Raw genomic sequence first — 20199 nt, forward strand, 5'->3', positions numbered from 1 at the left:
GCCGTCATGGGGTGGCTGTTGGCCGGGCCGCTGGCGATCGGCGCGCTGGCGGTCTTCAGCCGCGTCGACACCAGGCGCCGCACCGAGGCCATCTATTCGGCGCCGACCTGGACGTCCACGCTGTACTGGATAGTGCTGGCCGTCTGCTTGGTCGGGATAGCCGTGGGGGCCTGGCAGATCGCACTGTGGGCGGGGAAGTTGTAGTGGCCCACTCTTCCCGAATAGCTCGCGGCCGCAACGGCATTGCGACGCTGGCGCGTGTGCTTACGGTCGGTGCCCTGGTCGTCGTAATGAACCTGGTCGGCTGGGCGCCGGTTGCGTCGGCGACGGGCTCGCCGGGGGCGAGCCGATTCGGGGCGTGCCTGGCCTCGCAGAAGGCCGGTGATCTGTTGCTGTTGTTCGACGAGTCGAGCAGCCTGCAGCAGACCGACCCACAGGCCGCGCGCGTGCAGGCCGCCCGCTACTTGGTGCAGACACTTGGTAAATACGCCGACCGGGTGAGCGCAAAACTTGACGTCGCGGTGGCAGGGTTCTCCGATAACTATGTCCCCGAACATGATTGGACCCAGCTCACCGGATCGACGGCGGACAGCGTCGGCGCGTCGCTGGATCCCATCGCCAAGAAGAACACCGGCATCGACACCGACTACTGGCTGGCCCTCGACGGTGCCCGGCAGGCGCTGACGACGCACGGCGGCGCGGCCGACAAAGGTCAGCGCTGCCAGGCCATCGCCTGGTTCTCCGACGGCATGATCGACTTCACCGCCCGCCCGGTTACCAAGCCCTACGCCGACGGGGTCCCGCTGGACTCACCGAACGGAATCCCCGACACCAGCCAGAAGGCCGTGCAATCCATCTGCCGCCCCAGCGGTCTGGCCGACCAGCTGCGGTCGAGCAACATCATCATGCTGGGAATCGGGTTGGGCGCCAAGCAGACTCCCGGTGACTTCAACGTGATGTCGGCGATCAGCACCGGCAAGGGATTGCAGGGTATGGCGTGCGGCGCCATCACGGATCCGGTGCCCGGCGACTTCTTTCCCGTCGCCAACATCGACGACATGTTGTTCGCGTTCGACGCCCTCAACCCGGATCCCGGCGTGACCGACCAGGGCGGGGTATGCCAGATCAAGGTATGCCCCGAGGCGCGGCACAACTTCGTGCTCGACCGGTCCATCAAAGAGGTCAACATCCTGGGTTCCGGCGGCGTGCCCGGCGTCGAGCCCTACCTCGTCTCCCCGACCGGGCAGACGCTGCCTTTGCCCAAGAAGGATGGTGCTCAAAACGTCAACGTCGACGGCGTCTCGGTGAACTACCAATGGCAATCCGAATCGGCGCAAACGATCTCGCTGCAGAACGGCAATGCCCCGCACTGGACCGGGCAATGGGCCATCGTCTACGTCGACACCACCGGCCAGCACCCCGACGCGGTATCCAAGGTCAGCATTCACATCACCACCGACATCTTCCCGGCCCTGACCGGCGCCGACAAAGTCGCCTGGCACAGCGGTCAGACCCTGAAGGGCCTGATCTTCGGTTTGGTTGACGGCCAAGGCAAGCCGATGGCCCCGAGCGACCTGGCGGGCTCGGCCACCATGTCGGCGTCCTTGGGACCCGATGGCGCCGCGCCGATTCCATTGCTGACGGCGGCGGGCAAGGATGACATCGCCAAGCCCGTCGACGCCGACCTGACCAAAGTCACCCCAGGGCACGCGACGTTGCGGATGTCGCTGGTGATCACCACCGCGTCCACCACCGACCTGAACGGCGGACCCATCGCCGGCACCCAGTTGTCGCCGCAGGAAGTCGATGTGCCCGTGCAGATCCTGCCCAAGGTCGGCCTGCCCACCCCGGGCGAACGCATCGACTTCGGCACCGTCGAGGGAGCCAAGGGCGCAACGGCGACGCTGAACATCACCGGCCCGGGCTGCGCCTGGATCAGCGACACCGACGCCGCCACGGTGTCGGGCGCACCCGACGGCATCGGCACCCCGCACCTGGGTTCACCGACGAATTCGGGCCAACACTGTCTGAAGGTGCAGGCGGGCGAGAGCGCACAGCTGTCGGTCACCCTGCGCACTGACCACAACGGCCACGGTGGTCTTAACGGCACTGTGCCCGTACATGTTTCGACGCTGGACAACCCCGACGACGCGCAGACCGTGCCGGTGGCCTTCACCGCGTCGATGATCAACCCGCTCAACACCACCAACTTCATCCTGGTGCTCATCGCCGCGCTGCTGCTGGGTCCCGGAATCCCGTTGGCGCTGCTGTACGCATCGAAGTGGTGGGTCAGCAAGATTCCCGACAATCCGCTGCTGGCCGAACGCATCCCGGTGGAGGTCGAGCACGACGCGGTGCTGCGCGGCGGCGAACCGTTCGCGATGGCCGACACCGATCTGGTGCAACCGGTGACCGGACTGCCGCCCGGTGGCACCCGCCAACTGTCCGTGGCCGGGGTGACTCTCTCGGTTGTGCTGGGGCGCAGCCCATTCGGATCCGGCCACGTGGTCGTCAACGCCGAGGGCCTGGTCAGCGTCGGGTCCAAGCTGCCCGGATCGGACAAGACCGGCCTGCGCGCGGTGCTGCCGCTGGCGGTGCACAACACCTGGGTGCTGCTGCACAACCCGTCCGGGCCCGAGAACGCCGCCGAGGTCCTGCTGTTGGTGGCCGGAACCACCGACACCACCGCCCGGGAGCGGCTCTACGAAGACATCGCGCAACGGCTGCCCGACCTGCTCACCGGGTTGCGGCTGCGTGCCGTGCAGGCCGGCATGACGGCACCGTTCGCGGCACCGGGCGAGACGGCCTCCCCGTTCGGTGACACGCCCGCGGGCGTCGTCGTGGGCTCGGCGGGGGACGATCCCTTTGGTGGCGGCGCTGATTCACCGTTCGGGGGAGCGCCCGCTCCTTCGGTGGCTGCCCCAACCCCGAGGCCCGCGCCGCCGCCCCCCGCCGCGACGGGGCCGGTGCCACCCGGCTTCAACGAGGCGGAGACACAAGAGCGCTCGAGTCCCGAGCCGATACCCCGCCAGGACGACACGATGGCCGCGGGCTACCGGTACGACGACCAGAACGGCCAGCACGAAAAGCGCGAAGAGAGCGAAGAGCGCGATGAGGGAAGGCCACCCGGGCTCCCGCCGACCGAGGCCACCCAACCCTCCTATCGATTTGACCCAGATCCATTCGACCCGTTCGGAGAGGGCAACTGATGCGACGATTCCTGATAGTGGGCTGCGGCGGTTCCGGCGGCGCCACGCTGTCCCTCATGATGGACCAGCTGCGCTCCGAATTGCACACCGCTGGAATCGAAAAGCTCTTAGCCGGTTGGCAATTCGTTCACATCGACGTCCCCAGTGCCGCCGAGTCGGGCCCGGAAGGGCTGGCGAACGTCCCCGCCCAGGGCGGCAGCTACGTCGGGTGCGGACCGCAGGGCAGCAGCTACGCCGTTCTCGACGGTGCGCTGTCGCAACGGCTGGCGGCCGAATCGGCGTTGGACACCATCGCCACCTGGGCGCCGCGCAGCCCGCAGGAGGTGTCGATCCCCATCTCGGCCGGCGCAGGGCAGTACCGGGCGATCGGGCGCATGATCACCCTGAGCAAGGCCGCCGAGATCCACGCTCGCCTACAGTCCGCGTGGGACACGCTGTTTCGCGTCGAGACCGTTTCCGAGATGTCGACGGTCGACGTACCGGGCATGGGTCGCTTCGATCCCAACGAACCGCCCCTGGTGTTGGTGGTGTCGTCGATGGCAGGCGGTGCGGGGGCGTCGATGGCGCTGGACGTATGCCGCCTGCTGACCTTGGTCACCGGTCTGGATCCCCGCTTGATGGGTGTATTCATGGTGACCCCCGACATTTTCGACTCGCTACCGCAGAGCGCCATCATCGGTGTGCGGGCCAACGCGTTGGCGATGCTCGGCGAGATCGTGGCCAGCCAGTCCGGTGCGGCCCGCGAACACGACGTGCGGATCTTGCGCGCACTCGGCCACCATCACGGTGAGGGAGAACCGATTCCGTTCGCGCGGGTGTTCCCGGTGGGCCGCTACATCGGCGCCGACCGCACCCTGTTCGGTGACGGCTCGCAGTACGCGGTGTACCGCGGATTGGCGCGTGGGCTGGCGGGGCTGATGATGAGCGGCCGGGCCAGCGACCAGTTCGTCGCCTACGACCTGGGTAACACCGCGTCCCCGGTGGGTGATCGCGACCTGCTGGGCTGGGGCATCTCGTCGTGGGATGTGTTGCCCTGGGGCACCTATGGCTTCTCCAGCCTGAGCATGGGCCGCGACCGCTACGCCGAATACGCCGCCCAGCGCCTGGCCCGCAGCTGCGTCGACAAGCTTCTCGACGGGCACATGCAGAAGGGCAATCCGGCATCGAGCACCGAGCAGCTGGATTCGCTGCTGTCCAGCCAATGGGGTTCACTCTGCGGCGAATTGGGGTTGCCGCCCAGCGCCGGCGACGAGCAGACCCGGGTGAGCCAGCTCGGCCGCTGGATCGGCACCGAAGCCTTCACGGCCGACATCGTCGCCTCCACCGTCAACGGCCTCATCGACCGTCAGCTGCGCAACCACCTGCCGAACCCGGAAGGCGTTGCCGCCGAACAATGGGTGCCGACCATGCGGCAGGCCGTGCACAATCGGCGCACCGAGTTGACCCGGGCGTGCGCTGATGCGGCCTACGCCATGGCTTTTCAGTGGCACCAGGATTTCGTCAACCGGCTCGAAAAGGTGGTCGGCGCGGCCGTCGCCTCGCTGGGATTGCCCTTTGCGCGGGAAGTCGTCGACCAGCTGCGCCGTCACATCGATGACAAACTCACCGCCGGGGTTGCGCAACTGGGCAACATGGGCCCGCCCGACATCGTGGCGATGTCGCCGCAGGTGGATGCCGGGCTGAAATCGCTGCACGGGGTGATGACCAACACCGACCAGGTGGTGGCCGCCGTGGTGGACGGGTTCCGCGCGACGGTGCGTCGTCAGCTGTTCGCCGACGCGGCCTCCCGCATCGCCGACGTGATGCGGGTGCTGGGCGTGGAGTTGCTGGTGCCGCTGCGTGATCGCCTCAGCGAGGCCATGATTCAGCTGGAGATCGCCCGCTCGGAGCCACCGACCGACGTGGGCCTCGCGCGCCTGGCCACCGATCAGTACGCGGCCTGGCCGGCGGACGCCGACGAGCTGGTGCCCAGCCGGTTCGCGGAGGCTAACAACGAAGTGCTGCTGATCAATTCGACCGCATTCAAGGGACGTTACGAGGCGGATCTGCCGAAGGCGGTGGCCGGCGCCAACGCGATGATCCCGTTGCAGTCGGCCATCGAGGAGGCCACCACGCGGGTGATCTTGGGGGAGTGGCAGACCACCGGCGGCGTCGCCGCACCAGGCGGGCTGATCGAGCGCACCGCCACGTGGGTCACCCGGGCGTTGGGCACCGATCCGGAGACCGGCCGCGCGCGGGTGCCCTCGATCGCGCAGTTCGACATCCACACCCGCCCAGTGGAATTGCTGCGCCGGGCCCGGCTCTACGTCGAGCGGCCAGGGGAGTCGTTCGCGGAATTCTGCAAGGTGTCGCTGCGCGACTACGTGCAGGGGGCGGGCGCTTCGGAGTCCGAGCTGGTGGCGCGCCGCCGCGACATCGCCACCAAGTTCGCCGAGGCGCTGTCGCTGGCGCGGCCGCTGGCCAGCGTCAACGACCAGGCGCTGCAGCGGGTCCACCCCGGCCAGCAGACCGAATACCGCTACAAGTTCTCCGAGATACCGTTCGCCGGTCAACCGGTTGACCGGGAACTGTTCGAAGTCATCCGCAACAATCCGCGGATCGACCAGGCGACGAAGGACAACTACGGGCGTTCGCTGTCCGACGAGGACAGCGTGACCCGCATCGACATCTTCGGCTCGTATCCCAACTATTCGCCGCTGGCGTTCGACTCGGTGCTCAAGCCCGCCGCCCAGCAATGGGCGCAGACCGCGGGGCCCGGGCGCGGCGGCTTCTGGAGATTCCGCCGCTCCCGGCCACTTTCGGCGTCGCTGCCGATGACCGATGAACAGCGGCGCACCATGACCGGCGGCTGGTTCGTCGGTCAGCTGCTGGGCCGCATCCAGATCCCCGCGTCACCGTTCACCGAGCCCGTGCGGATCTACGACGCCGACAGTGGGCAGTGGCTGAACTTCCCGAACCCACTGCTGACGCCGCCGTCGGCGTTCCATGCCCCCTACGACTGGTTGCCCGCGGTACTCGAATCGATCCTGCTGGCCATCGCGCAGTCGCACGAGCCGCCGGTGATGCGATCGCTGCGGCCCTACAGCGTGCTGCGTGAGCTCTACGATGCGCACTCGCAAGACCCCGCCAGCGGCATCGTCGCGTTGTCGGCGCAGGGGCTGCTGCGCGAATTCCTGCAAGGCATCTCGAGCACGCCCGGCGTGCAGTCCCGGGTGCCGGGGATCGCCGAGGCCCAGACCGCCGACGAGCGGGCCGCGGCAGCAATCGAGTGGTTGACCACCATCCGTGACGTTGCCGCACAGTATCTTCCGGCGGACATGGCCGGGGCCACGCCAGGTGGGGCATTCACGACGGTGCCGACACGAACCACGGCGTCGAACACCCCCATGTTCCGCGACTTGGCGCCCGACGTGTACGCGGCCACCGGTGCGCTGATCAACCTGATCCAGCACGAGGCCGAGGCGCTGGCGGCCGGCGCGGCGGCGGGCGGTCCGGTGCTCGATGGCGTTGCGCCCGTAGTGATTCCCGAAGGCGGGACGTTCTGACCATGGCTGTATCCGGCGACACCTCCCTCACCGTGGTCGTGGCTCCGCACCTGCAGACCGACGAGCTTCTCGGCGTCCTGTGCGATTACTCCGCCGCCGGGTTACTGGGCGTCTTCGTCTGGGTGGATGCCGGCGATGCGCGAGGGCCCGCAACGGCGGCGACGATGGTGCGCGACGGCGCATCGGAAAGTGTTGTGCTGCAACAGGTGTTGACTGCCAAGCCTTATGACCGGGTCCGCGTGGCGGTATTGGTTCCGCTCGATGCTCCGGCCGAGCAGCGAGCGCCTTTGGCCGCCGAGCAGTTCGTCGAACAGGTGGTGCGCAGCACCGCCAGGGGCGCCCGGATGAGCCTGTTGCGGATGCTGCTCACCAGCGGGCGCGCCGGGGCCAGTCAGCTCAGCTCGTCTGTCGTGGTGGAGGGCTGGCACAACCTGCTGATCGCACCGGAGGATTCGCCGGCACCCGGGTTGGGTGCGGTGCCGTGGGGACATCTCGCCGAACCGCTGGACCTGGCCCAGCGTGCCGCGCCGGTGGTCGCGGCGGTGGCCGGCTTGTGGGCCGATGTGCAGCAGACCCCCTTCGACAGTCTGGAGATTCTGCCGGGCCAAACGCTGCGCGCGGTGCGCGCGTTCTACCGCAGCCTGGACACCGCCGAGGTGGAACGTCGGCTGCGGGCGCGGTTGTTCGATCCGGCGGGACGGTTGCCGTTGCCGCATGGGGGCCAGGTGCCGGTGCTGTATGTCGAGGACGTTTCGGCGGCCACCCAGACGATGGCCCGCGCGCTGTGGACCAAACATCGCGACGTGCTCCGCGGACCGCGAATGGGCGCTGACGATGTTGCCACGCAGGCCATTTCGATCTGGGCCGCACTGAAGATGTTCCTGCGCTTCATGGGCGGGGCCCTGCGCAACGCGCCGTCGGCGTGGTTGTCGGCGGTCAAGGGATCGGTATCGGCGGTGTTGGCCTCAACGGTGCAGGGCACCGTGTTCGGCGGCCGCGAATCGGCGTTCTCGGTGGTCACCAGCAGTCAGCTCGCCGACTGGCAGGACCTTGGCCGCAGCGCCGAGACGCTCAACGCGGCCATCGGCGGATCGGCGGCCAACGGGCAGCGGGCCCAGCAGGACCTGAGCCCGCTGTGGATCGACTTCGTCAACGGCGCACTCACCCTTGCCGACGGCGGACGCCGCGCGAAGGGGCTCGACCCGATTCAAGTGGGCGCGGGTGTCGGTGTCTTGGCCAGCGCCGCCGACGTGGTCCCCAGCCGCGCGGACCGGTTCACCGCGGTTCCGACGTCGCTGGCCGCGGTGATCGGGGTCAGCGACCTGGAGCCGGCCGACGTGCTGGGCGCGGCCGATCTGCGCCAACGGCTACAACGCGCCTACTCCGACCCCGCCGCCGGCGTCGAGGCACGCGGAGCGTCGACCGAGCTGGAGCGCTGGCAACAGCACGCGTCGAAAAGCTATGCCTGGCAGGCAGGCTCGATCCTGACCGACTTCCTGGGGCGGGCCCGCACCGAGGTCGCGCAAATCGCCGAACAGATTCAGCGGGCGGCCAGCGAGATCTCGATCGACGAGCGGGTGCGCGCCCGTCAACAGGCCATCGGCATCATCCTGGCCACGATGACCTGGGCGACGTTGGGAGTAATCGTCGTGCTGGTCGGCCTCGCGGCTGTCGGCTTCACCGGCTGGAAGTACACGTTGATCACCGGCGGGATACTGCTCGGCCTCTACATTCTGGTGTCGCTGACGTTGTTCCTGTTCGCCCAGCGCGACATGTTCACCTTGATGAATCTGCGGAAATCTCAACAGAATCAGCTCGAGATGATGCAGGCGAATCTGCAGACCGCGCTGCAGGATGTCAGCCGCCTGTCCACCGCGTACGGCCAGTATTTGTCCTGGTGTCGCGTCCTGGGGCCGGTGCTGCGCGCACCTTTTGGGCCCGCGCCCGCGGGGCGCACGGCCGCGCCACTGATTTCCGACGGCCTGCCCCGCTGCGCCCAGGTCGGGGTCGCCGATCCCGGTGCGGAGCGCGCCGACGATGCGGCGCATGCCATTCAGCGCCGCCTGTACGCGCTCGGCTGGCTGACCAAACCGTGGCAGGACATGGTCGCCCACGCCGCGGGCCGGCTTCGGGAGGAGCCCGAAATGCTCTATCGCATGCCGGGTTTCCGGACCGCCTCGGGTCTGGACCAATGGTCGGCGGCGGTGGCCTCCGGACAGGTGCACGCCACCGGCGCCGAGGCGCTATGGCAACGTGTCGAGCAGATGTTCGCTGAGGACGACCGCGTGGGCAGCGCGCTGGCCGGTGCGGTATTGGCTCCGGCGATGGGGCAGCATGTCGCCGCCGAACAGTTCGCCGCCGGTGTCGTCGACCATCGGCCGGGGCACGCCGCTCCGTTCGACGGATCGGTGTTCACCGACGCGGCGATGACCGCGAGCCGCTGCGAGGTAGCCATTGATACGGCCACGCTCGCGCGGCCTGGCCTGGGTTTTCGGGCCGCGGTGGTGCAGGCCAGCGACGGGCTGGCGCCCTATGACTTCACCCTGTTCGAGGTGCCGTTGGCGGCCGCGCCGGGCGTGGAAATGGAGAAGACCGCGGTGATTACCCAAACCGAGCACCGCGACGTGCCGCCCGGCGGGGATTTGGTGTTCTAGCCATGCCCGATCCGCAGCATGCCGGCGACGCCGACGATCCTCGCCTCAACGCCCTGATCGCGTGGCGCCAGCGCCTGATCGACTCCGAGGCGGTGTCCAAGGCCGGCTTCAAGGAAACCCACCTGCGACTGATTCTGCGCTCCGGGCGCACTGACGTGGAACAGATTCGGGCGATGCTGCCCGGCTCGGTCGCCGAGTACGCCGAGGAGTTGGCGGCCGTCCTGGCCGAGGTGGAGTCGGAGGCGCCGGGCCGGCATCACCGCTCGGCGGCCCTGTCGGCGGTGGAACCCGGCGGTGAACCGACCGGCACGGCCCCGCGGGCAGAAGGCACGACGAGCGACCAATTGCCGCCGAACGCAAGTGATTTCGCCGCGTACGCCTTCGGCGAGCAGACCGGCCCACTGGCCGCCGTCACCGTCAGGCCGTCGCGCGACGACGACGATGACACCGGTGGCAGCGAGCTGACCTGGACCCCGTATTTACCGGGCGGCGATGCCGTGGTGATTTACCGGCTGGTCGCACAGGAGGACAACGCGCCGTACTCCCCGGATCGGGCGCGGTCGGTGGCGGCCACCACCGCGACCACCGCGGTCGATGACACGCCCGCCGCCGCGGCGGTGCGCTACTACCAGGTCTGGGTCAACGTCGGGGCCACGCGGGCGGAAGCGCTTGCAGCGCAACCGATCAAGCACGCCGAAGGCGTGGCCATCAGCCCGGTGCGCGATTGCGTGGTTCGGCAGGACAACGGCAAGGTCATCGGAAGGTGGACGGTGCCTTCGGCGGTCAGCACGGTGTTCGTGTCCCGGATGCCGGCCGAGGAAGCCGGCCGCGAGGGGCCCCAGCATCGGATCCTGCTGGACCGCGACAACCGTTCCGGCTTCGTCGACTCCGAGCCGGCGCCGGGACGGCGCTACGTGTATCGGATTCGGGCCGCGGTCCCGGTCGACGGCGTGTTGCGCCTGGCGCCACCTGTCGACGCCAAGGTCGAAATCGCCGCTGTGCTAACGCCGGTCACCGATTTGATGGTGACGTCGGCACCGGGGGCAGCGGAGGGCTTCGAGCTCACCTGGAAGCCGCCGTCCGCCGGCGAAGTGGTGATCTATCGAAGCCAGACCGGCCCGGCCGCCGGCGCGGAGACCAACGACTTGCCCGAGGCGGCGCTCGAGCAGGTCGGACTGACCCCGGATTTGCGCCTGACGCAACCGATCACCGAGCAGCCCGGCCCAGACGGACGGCCGCGGTCGATGATGTCGGGGGTGTCCTGGCCGACGGACTGGAGCCGCGCCTACTTCACCCCGGTCACGGTGCTGGCGGGTCGTGCGTTGCTGGGCAAGACTTTCTGTTCGGTGCGCACCGGGGTCATCCGGGATGTCGAGCTGGCCGAATACTGCAACAAGCAGGTTTTGACGTTCGACTGGCCGCAGGGCGCCGCCGTCGTCGTGGTGTATCTGGCGCCCAAGGGCTATGACCCGCGCAACGGTTTGACCGGTACGTCCTACGAAATCACCGTCGAGCAGTACGAGAAGTACGGCGGCCTGCAACTCCCCAACGGCAAACTGCCGGTGAGCGGGTGCTCCCTGCATCTGGCGCCGGTGGCCTTCTCCGCCGGCCGGCGGGCCATCGGGACCGTGCGCAGCATCGAATACGCGGGCCTGTTGCGGCTGCAGTACGCGGTGCAGTTGAGCCGCGACCCGCAGGGACAGCCGTCGCACGCCACCATTTACATGCGGTCCGAATACGAAGTGCCCGGATCGCCGGCCTTTGTCTTGGTCAACCACCCGGACCGAATTCCGTTGTCACCCACCGACGGCGAAGCGCTAGACGCCGCGCCGCTCGACACGCAGGGCGGGCTGGCGGCCACGCCGTCCAAGGAACTGCGGTGGTCGGCCCTGACCACCGCCGGTACCGCCGAGCCGTGGGCCGTCGACCTGCGGGGCCGACGCGGATGGATCCGATTGTTCGTCAACACGCCCTCGGCGGCGCGGCTGCGCACCATCGCGCTCCTGGACCCGCCGGTGCATAGCCTCCGGTTGAGCGTGGGCGCGCCATGACCCCGCGCTACGGTCAGCTGGCCTACACGAGTTTCGACCGGCCGGGGGGCGCGGGGGGCTGGCAGGTCAAGCAGACCACCGGGGATTTGTCGCCGGAGGAAACACAACGCCTGGCGTCGGGTGTCCGCACCGCGTTTCGGCCCGTCACTCCGCTGCCCGACTATCCAACCCCGGAACAGCTGGACGAGGCGCCACGGCGACTGGAGTACCGCCGCTGGGCCAGCGACGCGGCCGGCTACTGGCACACCGTTGCCGCCGGCGCCGACAGCACGGGGCGCCCGGGCAATGTGTTCGCCCACGTATTGCTGGACCGGGCACCGGATTCCGCGCCGCGGCTGCGCCCCATTCAGCGGTGGGGCTCGCCCGCCTGGTTACGCCCGTTCGGTGCCGCGGCGGTCGGGCGCGCCGCCCTGCCCGCCGAACCGCCGGGTATCGCGCAAGTTGTTACCCGGGAAAGTGCGATCGCGTTCGCGCTGGACACCAATACCTGGCGGGTCGGCACCTTGCTCGGATTACTGGACGCGGTCGCGGCCGCGCTGGATGGCGGCGCGCCCGTCGTGTTGGGCGCCGTCTCCGTCGACTCGGCCGCGCAGTGGATCGGCCTGGTGAGTTTCCTGATGTCACCGGGAACCGCGGCCACCCTGAATTTCAGCACCTTCGAGCGCGCCGATCAACTCGGCCCGGCGCAGCACGCCATCCAGCACCTGGCCGCGGTGCCCATCGGCGACCTGGACACGCTCCCAACCGGTTTCGTCGCCATCGACGAGACCGCGACGCTATCGCTGGGGGAGTTGGGTGGCGAACCGCACCGGACCGCGGCCGGTCATGCGATCGACGTCACCGCCTGGTCGGTGATGGCACAAGAGGTTCTGCTCGATCCCCAGTCGGCACTCGCGCTGCTCGACGAACTCGACCACCGTGCCGCCCAAACCGAGGATCGAGACCTGCACCCGGCCTGGCCGCTGGCGGTCACGATCGCCGCCGACGAGGACTTCGCGGCCGCCCATCCCGAGGCGAACGCCATCATCACCGCGCACTCGCCGGCCGGCATCACCCCCGGATCACCGACCGAACTCCTTATTGACGAGGCCCTTTCGGCCCTCGTCGGTCACAACACGCCCGACGCCTGGAAGGCCGCCGAACAGAACCTGCCCGGGTTCGCCGGTGAACACGCCGCGCTGACCTACCTGTGTCGCGCGATCGGCGACGACACCTGGCTGGATCAGCTCGGTCCGATTCCGTTGAGCTCCAACACTTATCATGGCCAGCCGGTGCCCGAACCAGTGGCGGCCGCGCTCGGGCCTGCGCTGGAGCGGGCCAGCGCCACGGGCGACCCACAACGCCTGCTCAAGCTGGTCGACCTGCTAATACGCGCGGGTGTCGACGATGATCGCCTGACTCAGGCCCTCACCGAACGCGTCGCAGCCCAGCTGGCCGACCCGCACACCGGGCCCACGCTGGCCCGACGGTTGACGCACCGGCTCGGCCCCGAAACCCGGATCGCCGCGGCCGCCGCAACTTTGCGCCTGAGTTGCGAAGGCGCCACGCCGATCAGCGACGCCGTGCTGGATTGGTTCGCCGATGGATCCACCATGCCCCCGGCGGCCGAGCTACTGGGCGCCCAACCGTGGGACGCGACGTGGACCCGAGCGGCGGTGTGCGGCATGCGTGCCGAACGCAACCCCGGTGAGGCGGATTGCTTCGCCGAGTTGTGGTGGCTGGCGGCCAACGGATCACCGCGCCGCGACGAGCTGGCGGCCCGCCGGATCTGGGATCCCGCGCAACTTCTGGCGGCGGGCGGCGCCGCCTTGAGCACCGCGGCGCTGTTGCCGACCCTGCTGGGGGCGCCCGACGGTGAATCGTTGGCCCGGTTGGCCGACGAGATCACCGGCGCGAACAACGATGACCTCGCGGTGGCATGCGCGGCGCTACGGATGGTCGATCCGGCGTCCTGGGTGCAGCGCGGTTACCTCAACACTCATCAAAAGGCGTACGCCGGGCTGTGGGACATGGCATTGGGCGAAATCGGCCCTGGGCAAATACATGCCGACTGCGCGGTGCGCGTGACGGTGCTGGCGGTCCTGGGCCTGATCGCGGGACAACCACGACCCGTCCTGGCGGCCCAACTGGCCGGCGATCGGGTGGTGGCCGGCGCCGCTACCGAGCAGGTGCTAGCCCTGGTCGACAACGAGATCGTTCCGGCCGCAGAGGTTCTGGCGGCCAGCCTGTTGCGCACCGACGCCGCCGAGCCAGGCGATGCCGTCGATGGTGTGCTGGCCGCGGCCGCCGCCGCGGTTACGGCGAGCCGGCAGTTCACCGACGACGACCAGGAGGGGGTGCTCGCGGTGATGATGCGGATGGCCGGCAGCAACGAGGGAACGGCGCCACGGCGATACCGGAAGCTGGTGAACACGATGCTGGCTCGCCGCGCTGACGTTCGAGCGCCGCTGACGGCCCCGCCGGCTCAGCTGTGGAGGAACCACTGATGCCGATCTACGCCCTGACCGCACGTAATCAGCGCGCGCACATACCCGTTGGCCCGCTTTCGGTTTCCATCAGCGGGGCGGTCCACGACGCCGCGCTCGACATCCAGGGCGCACCGGGTCAGTCTGTGGTGCGCTCGAGCCCCCAGCATGTCGTGTTGCCCTCGCTGAACGGTCACGTCACCATCGCCGTCCGGCCCGCGTTCACCACGCAATTCGGTGCCGGCACCGTCGTGCACCTGGCGATCGCGCACGATGTGCCCGATGAGGCGGACCCGGTCCAGGTGCTTTTCGATCCGGTGGACGTCAGCGGCGACGCCGCGGTGGTGTTCGCCGAGCTGCGTCCGGCCGGTCACCACATCGAAGTCGCCGTCACCGCCACTGCCGACACGGCGCTGAGTCCGCTGGCGGCCGCGGCGCGCACGTCCGCGCGGCGTCTCATCGGCCGGGACCGCAAGCAGACTCACGCTGAACTTGTTGTCGCGCTGAACAGTTCGGCGTCGATGCGGCCCTGGTACGCGGATGGGAGCGCGGCCGCCGCCACCGACGTGGCGGTCGGGGTGGCCGACGCCCTCGGGATTCATGACGTGGCCGCGGTTCTCGTCGGCGCCGACGTCACCAAGGTCCCGGTGGACAGCCCTGGCTCCGGGCCGGGGATGGGATTGGCCGAAGCGGTGCGCAAGGTGCAGCCGCGGTGGTCGGCGGGCGCGCGGTGGTCGCGGCTGCGGACCGACATCGCCACCGTGGCCTGTTCGGACTTCCCGGCCAGCGGCGTGCATCGCGGATTTGCCTTGATCACCTTGTCCGATGACCGCCGCGTCGCAGGGCCCCGGCTGCCGGCGCCGCGGTCGGGGCAAGATGCTTCCGCCGAACTGCTGGCGCATCCACAGGTGCTCGACGAGATCACCGCCGGGCTTGTTAAGGCCCTGACATGACCGCTCCAACCGCCCAGGCGATCTTGACGAAATGTCCACGCTGTTTTGCGCTTCTGGATCCCGATCATCACTTGTGGACGCTCGCGCCCACCAGCGGCGCGCCGCGTTACCACGACGAGGTCGGCTCGGCGTTCTTGGGCGCCAAAGCCGATATCGGACCGATGTTCCGGTGGGATCGTCCGCCCGGGTACAACGGTCCGCCGCCGCCGAACATCGCCGCTCAGGCGCTGCATGGTCCGGTCCTCGAGATCTGCCCGGTCTGCCATTTCACCCTGCCCGACCGGTGGCGCGAGGGTCAGGCGTATTGCATCGCGATGGCGGGGGCCCGCGCGACCGGCAAAAGCCTCTACATCGGCGTGCTGGTTCGCCAACTGCAGCTGTTGTGCGAACACCTCGGGTTTGCCATGGCGCCCGCGACGCGCTCGACGGCCGTCGCGTATGCCACCCATTACGAGACACCGCTGTTCGTGCAGCGCGGTCTCATCCCGCCGACGCCCACGATGATGACCCAAACCTCCACTCAGCGCGAGCCGCTGATCTTCAGCCTGGGCACCTGGCACGGGATACAGCGTTACCTCGTGCTGCGCGACGTCGCCGGTGAAGACATGGAGTCCGGGAACCTTCATTCACCCCCGTTTCGGTTCTTCAGCAACGCCGAGGCCGTCTTTTTCATGTTCGATCCGCTTCGGGTGCAATCCATTCGGGATCAGTTGCAGGACCTGCTGCCCCCGCAGATGGTGAGCGGGGGAGACCCGCGCGGCGTGCTGAACAATGTGATGATGGCCATCGGTTCCGGCGAACCACGGTTGGCGGTCATCTTGTCGAAGTTCGACGCCCTCCGGGCGTTGCGAGATGTCGATGGCTCCGAGTGGAGCATGGTGATGTCCAACGCCGGGGCGGCCTATCTGCGTGATCCCTCGGATTCCGTGCTCTACGACGACAATGACGGTCAACTGCTGCACGAAGAAGTACGCAGCCTGCTCACCCGGCTCAACGCCGGCTCGATTATCGCCGGCGTCGAAAACCCCTCCACACCAAGACGGTTGAGGCACCGGTTCTTCGTCGTCTCCGCCCTCGGCCAGCCACCCAGCGGCCAGCGCCTACACGCCCGGGGCATCGCCCCTTTCCGCTGCGTCGACCCGGTGCGCTGGGTGACCTCGAGCTTCGGCGTCCTCTAGGCCTCCGTGCGGCGAACATGACCATCCCACCTCAGAATCCGTTCGAGCACAATCCGTTTGGCAGCAACCCGTTCGGGAGCAACCCCGCGGCGCCTCCGGTGTATACGACGCCACCTGCGATACCACCAGACCGCCAACCGGCCAACGCGCTGGCGACGTTGTCGGTGGTGTTCGCGTTCGTGTTCGCCCCCGTCGGGGCGGTTCTGGGGCACCTGAGCCTTCGGCAGATCCGGCGCACCGGCCAGCGGGGCCGTGACCGTGCTTTGGTTGGCACGGTGCTGTCGTATGCGGTAATCATAGTCGTGGCTGGCGTTTTGGTGGTTTGGCTTACCCGGCCCGACACCCCCGCCGCCCGCACCGCCGCGACCACAACCCATCCATCCGTTGCGACGCCCGCGGTCACGCCGTCCGATCTGGCGCGGCTGGTGCCCACTCTTGCCGACGCCAAAGCCATCACCGGTGACGACAAGTTGATACAGCCCGTGATCCTGCGTCGGCCCGAAGATCTCGCAGCCGGCGGACAAAGCACCGACCGTCCCGAATGTCGCGGCGTTCTATACGCCGGCGTGCCGGACCTGTACAACGTCGGAGCCCTGGTCAATTACTACATGCCGGTCTTCGCCGACCGGGCTGACCCAGCCAACACCAGGTCAATCGACGCAGCCGTCGCATCATTTCCCGACCCGGCCGCAGCGCAAGCACAACTGACCAAAATGTCATCAGCGTGGCGCCAGTGCGGCGGTTTGCCGGTGAAGATCACGTTTCTCGACAAAAGCACCGTCGCGTTCTCACTCAACGAGCCAATCGAGGCGGCCAACGGCATCACCACCATCGAAGCGGCGGCTCGGGCCGACCTTTCCGTGCACGCGATCGCCGCCAAAGCCAACGTGGTCATCGACCTGTTGGTCTCCTACACCGGCAACGACGTCGACCGCGCCCGGCAAGCCGCCTTGGACGTCGCCAACCAGATCCTCAACAAGATTCCGGGCTGAGACATGACCAATCCGCAGGAACCGTTCGGGCCCAATGCCTTCGGCGGCAATCCCTACGGTGGTGGTCCGTACGGAGGAATGCCGCCGGGGCCGCCGATCTACACAGCGCCGCCACCGCAGCAGCCGCGCACCAACATCTTTGCGACGATGTCAGTGATTTTCGCGTTCGTCTTTGCTCCGGCCGGGGCGGTGCTGGGGCATCTGGGCCTCGCGCAGATACGCCGCTCCGGCGAACGGGGCCGTGACCGCGCGATCGTGGGACTGATGCTCTCTTATGCGGTCATCACACTGACGGTGGTGGCCGTGGTGGCGTGGGCATCGCAGACCGACGGCGGCTCGTCTCGGACAGCGTCACGCAGCAGTGCGGCAGTCTCAACCAGCTCAACGCCGCGCTCGCCCATGGTCACGCCGACGGGCCTGCCCGGGTTGCTGCCGACTATCGATGACGTCAAACGGTTCATGGGGGACCCCAACCTCGTTGCCCTTGCGCCCACATTCAAGCCAGGACCGGACTCCGACAGCGCCTCCGTTGATCGCCCCGAGTGCTGGCCGGTCATGGGCGGCGGCGCTCCGAACACCGATATGCAGGCCCTCGTCGGATACTACGGGTTGGTGCTGATCGACGACCACGACATCCCCGCCCTCAAGGAAGCGGGTCAGGTGCTCATGGCCTTTCGAGACCCGCCGGCCGCACAGCGGCAGTTGGCGAATCTGTTGTCGATCTGGCGCAAATGTGGAGGCTCGACGATGAACATCCTTCCGCCTCCGGGCAAGCAGTCGCCGCCGGTCGCGGTGTCGATGGGTGTCCCCTCCGACGCCGGAAACGGCATCACCGCCATGGTGTTGACCGCGCAGGGCCCGGTGCTGCGATCACGCAACGATCGTGCGATCGTCGCGAAAAACAACGTGGTTGTGGACATCAACGTCGTGCTGGTGGACACCGATCGTGGCCAGCAAGCCGCCCTGGACATCGCCAACTATATCCTGGGCAAGATCCCAAGTTGAGCCGATGATGACGAATCCCTTTGGCCCCGGCCCGTTTCAGCCCAACCCATTCGGCGCGGGTGCGTCTGGCCCGCATCGAGTCCAGCAGCCATCACCGGGCCCGCCGCGCGATGAGGCCAATGTGTTGGCGACGCTGTCGGTGGTGTTTGCGTTCGTCTTCGCCCCCGCGGGATTGATACTGGGGCACTTGGGGTTAGCGCAGATTCGCCGTACCGGGCAGCGTGGTCGCGATCGTGCTTTGATCGGGGTGACGCTGTCGTATGTGTTCATCACCGCAATGGTGGTCGCGCTGATCGTCGGCGCGGTCATGCCTGACACGAACTCAACTCAAGCCGCCAGCCAGACAACGGCCACCCCAAAGCTGTCGCCCGCGCCGCTTACGGTGGCCCCCGCCAATATGGACGGCTTGCTGCCCACCCTCGATGACGTCAAAAACTTCACGGGCGATGCCGCCGTCACCGTTGACTCGACACACCACCAAATCTCTGCCGATCCCAACAGAAAAGTCATCGACCGCCCGGACTGCTGGAGTGTCTTCGAGTTCGGTGCCCCTGAGTCTTACGACGTCGCAGTGGTCACTGGGTATTCAGATTCAGACTTCGGCGACACTCACGATCTCTATAACCAGTGGAGCCTTGGTGGGGGAGTCTCGTCATTTCGCGACGCGACGGCCGCCCAGACGCAGCTGTCGAAGTTGCTGTCAATCCTGCGAAAATGCGGCGGTTCAACCGCCAACAAAACCTATCCGGGCGGGCAGACGTTTCCGATATCCATGCAGCCCCCGACTGATGCGGGCAACGGCATTACCACCATGGAAACCGTGGCCGAAACACCCCCACGCATTTACGGCGTCCGCGCGATCGCCGCCAAGGACAATGTGTTCATCGACGTTGGAGTGTGGACCACGATTAGCAGTGACCGTGGCCGGCAAGCCGCCCTGGCGATTGCCAACTTCATCCTCAACAAGCTCCCGGGCTAGCGCATGACAAATCCTTTCGGCCCCCCGTTTCAACAGAATCCGTTCGGCGGAGGGTCGCCCGGCCCGCAACACCAGCCGATGCAACCGCCTCCGGTCCCGCCGCGCGACGAGGCCAATGTGTTGGCGACGTTATCGGTGGTGTTCGCCTTCATCTTCGCTCCGGCGGGACTGATTCTGGGGCACTTGGGTTTAGCGCAAATCCGCAACAGCGGTGAGCGCGGCCGTGATCGTGCTCTGGTGGGTGTGACCCTGTCGTATGTGTTCATCACCGCGGCGGTAGTCGCACTGATCGTCGGCGCCACGCTGCCCGACTCAACGTCCTCTTGGGTCGCGGCACCCGCCGCCACCACGACCACCGCGCCCTCCACCACGACGACCACCCCGCCGCGACCTCCTGCGCCCACCGTCGCGCCGGCCGATGTCGACGGGCTGTTACCCAACCTCGAGGACGCCAAGAACATCACGGGTGATCCCGCTATGAAAGCTGGTGCGACGGTCCACCAACCGAGACCCGACCCGCAGCGAGGCCGCATCGACCGGACGGATTGCTGGGCCGTGATGGAGCCCGGCGCCCCGGAGGCCTACGACCTCCCAGCCATCCTGGGCTTCGCGGGATCCGACTTCGTCGACATTCACGACGTCTACCACCAGTGGGTCGTCAGCCAGACGGTCGCGTCGTTTCACGACGCGACAGCCGCGCAGGCGCAGCTGGACAAGCTGTTGTCGATTCTGCGTCAATGCGGCGGCTCGATCATGAACGCGACCTGGCCGAACGGCCAGACGTACCCCGTGGCCATGGAGCCACCCGTTGACGCGGGCAACGGCATCACGACGATGGCGCACGTGCCTCAGACACCGGTCCACATCTTCTGCGTGCGTGCGGTGGCCGCCAAAACCAACGTGGTCGTGGACGTGGACACCTGCTCGGACGGCGCCGACCCCAGTCAGCACGCCGCCCGGGCCGTCACGGACCTGATCCTTGGCAAAATCCCCGGCTAGCGGACGGGCTTCTCAGCTGCCGAAGCCGCCGTGCGGCGACGCGACTGGAGCCGGCCCGCCCATTGCGAGGTGGCTGGAGGCGAAGGTGACGCCCTTGTCGATCACGGCGCCGTCGTCGGCGTAGGTGTCGTGTGCGGCGAAGTTCATCCCGTCGGAGCAGACCGGGTCT

11 protein-coding genes and 2 pseudogenes are annotated in these 20199 nt (G+C 68.0%); 12 read left to right on the forward strand and 1 reads right to left on the reverse strand.

The window, feature by feature from the left end; translation table 11 throughout:
• From VFW69_RS23020 to VFW69_RS23075, 12 genes and pseudogenes are all read left to right on the forward strand, one after another.
• A pseudogene (locus VFW69_RS23020) lies at positions 1 to 204 on the forward strand (hypothetical protein); the annotation flags it as partial.
• Positions 204 to 3209 carry a vWA domain-containing protein gene (locus VFW69_RS23025; RefSeq protein ID WP_526504972.1) on the forward strand — a complete coding sequence of 1002 codons (3006 nt, stop codon included), beginning with the start codon at positions 204 to 206 and terminating at the stop codon, positions 3207 to 3209. The pseudogene VFW69_RS23020 and the gene VFW69_RS23025, both read left to right, overlap by 1 nt.
• The gene (locus VFW69_RS23030; protein WP_526504974.1) at positions 3209 to 6754 is read left to right on the forward strand and encodes a tubulin-like doman-containing protein; all 3546 of its coding nucleotides are present in this window, start codon (positions 3209 to 3211) and stop codon (positions 6752 to 6754) included. The genes VFW69_RS23025 and VFW69_RS23030 overlap by 1 nt, the downstream gene beginning before the upstream one ends.
• A gap of 2 nt (positions 6755 to 6756) precedes the next feature.
• On the forward strand, positions 6757 to 9408 hold the full coding sequence (locus tag VFW69_RS23035) for a hypothetical protein (RefSeq protein WP_526504976.1): 2652 nt from the start codon (positions 6757 to 6759) through the stop codon (positions 9406 to 9408).
• 2 nt (positions 9409 to 9410) lie between these two features.
• On the forward strand, positions 9411 to 11459 hold the full coding sequence (locus VFW69_RS23040; protein ID WP_526504978.1) for a SaeA-related protein: 2049 nt from the start codon (positions 9411 to 9413) through the stop codon (positions 11457 to 11459).
• Positions 11456 to 13945, forward strand: a complete 2490-nt coding sequence (locus VFW69_RS23045; protein WP_526504980.1) for a GAP1-N2 domain-containing protein — start codon at positions 11456 to 11458, stop codon at positions 13943 to 13945. The genes VFW69_RS23040 and VFW69_RS23045 overlap by 4 nt, the downstream gene beginning before the upstream one ends.
• On the forward strand, positions 13945 to 14877 hold the full coding sequence (locus VFW69_RS23050; RefSeq protein ID WP_526504982.1) for a hypothetical protein: 933 nt from the start codon (positions 13945 to 13947) through the stop codon (positions 14875 to 14877). The genes VFW69_RS23045 and VFW69_RS23050 overlap by 1 nt, the downstream gene beginning before the upstream one ends.
• Positions 14878 to 14900: 23 nt before the next feature.
• On the forward strand, positions 14901 to 16055 hold the full coding sequence (locus tag VFW69_RS23055; RefSeq protein WP_526504992.1) for a hypothetical protein: 1155 nt from the start codon (positions 14901 to 14903) through the stop codon (positions 16053 to 16055).
• 17 nt (positions 16056 to 16072) lie between these two features.
• Positions 16073 to 17047, forward strand: a complete 975-nt coding sequence (locus VFW69_RS23060; RefSeq protein WP_526504984.1) for a sensor domain-containing protein — start codon at positions 16073 to 16075, stop codon at positions 17045 to 17047.
• 3 nt (positions 17048 to 17050) lie between these two features.
• Complete coding sequence (locus tag VFW69_RS23065; RefSeq protein WP_526504986.1) at positions 17051 to 18052, forward strand: sensor domain-containing protein; 1002 nt, start codon at positions 17051 to 17053, stop codon at positions 18050 to 18052.
• Between the two features lie 4 nt (positions 18053 to 18056).
• Complete coding sequence (locus tag VFW69_RS23070; RefSeq protein WP_526504988.1) at positions 18057 to 19031, forward strand: sensor domain-containing protein; 975 nt, start codon at positions 18057 to 18059, stop codon at positions 19029 to 19031.
• A gap of 78 nt (positions 19032 to 19109) precedes the next feature.
• A complete protein-coding gene (locus VFW69_RS23075) occupies positions 19110 to 20030 on the forward strand; it encodes a sensor domain-containing protein (RefSeq protein ID WP_526504990.1) in 921 nt (306 codons plus the stop codon).
• A gap of 12 nt (positions 20031 to 20042) precedes the next feature.
• Here the strand turns inward: VFW69_RS23075 and VFW69_RS23080 are convergent.
• Positions 20043 to 20199, reverse strand: a pseudogene (locus VFW69_RS23080) (cutinase family protein); the annotation flags it as partial.

This window comes from Mycobacterium sp. (genome assembly GCF_036273375.1).
Taxonomy (GTDB): Bacteria; Actinomycetota; Actinomycetes; order Mycobacteriales; family Mycobacteriaceae; genus Mycobacterium.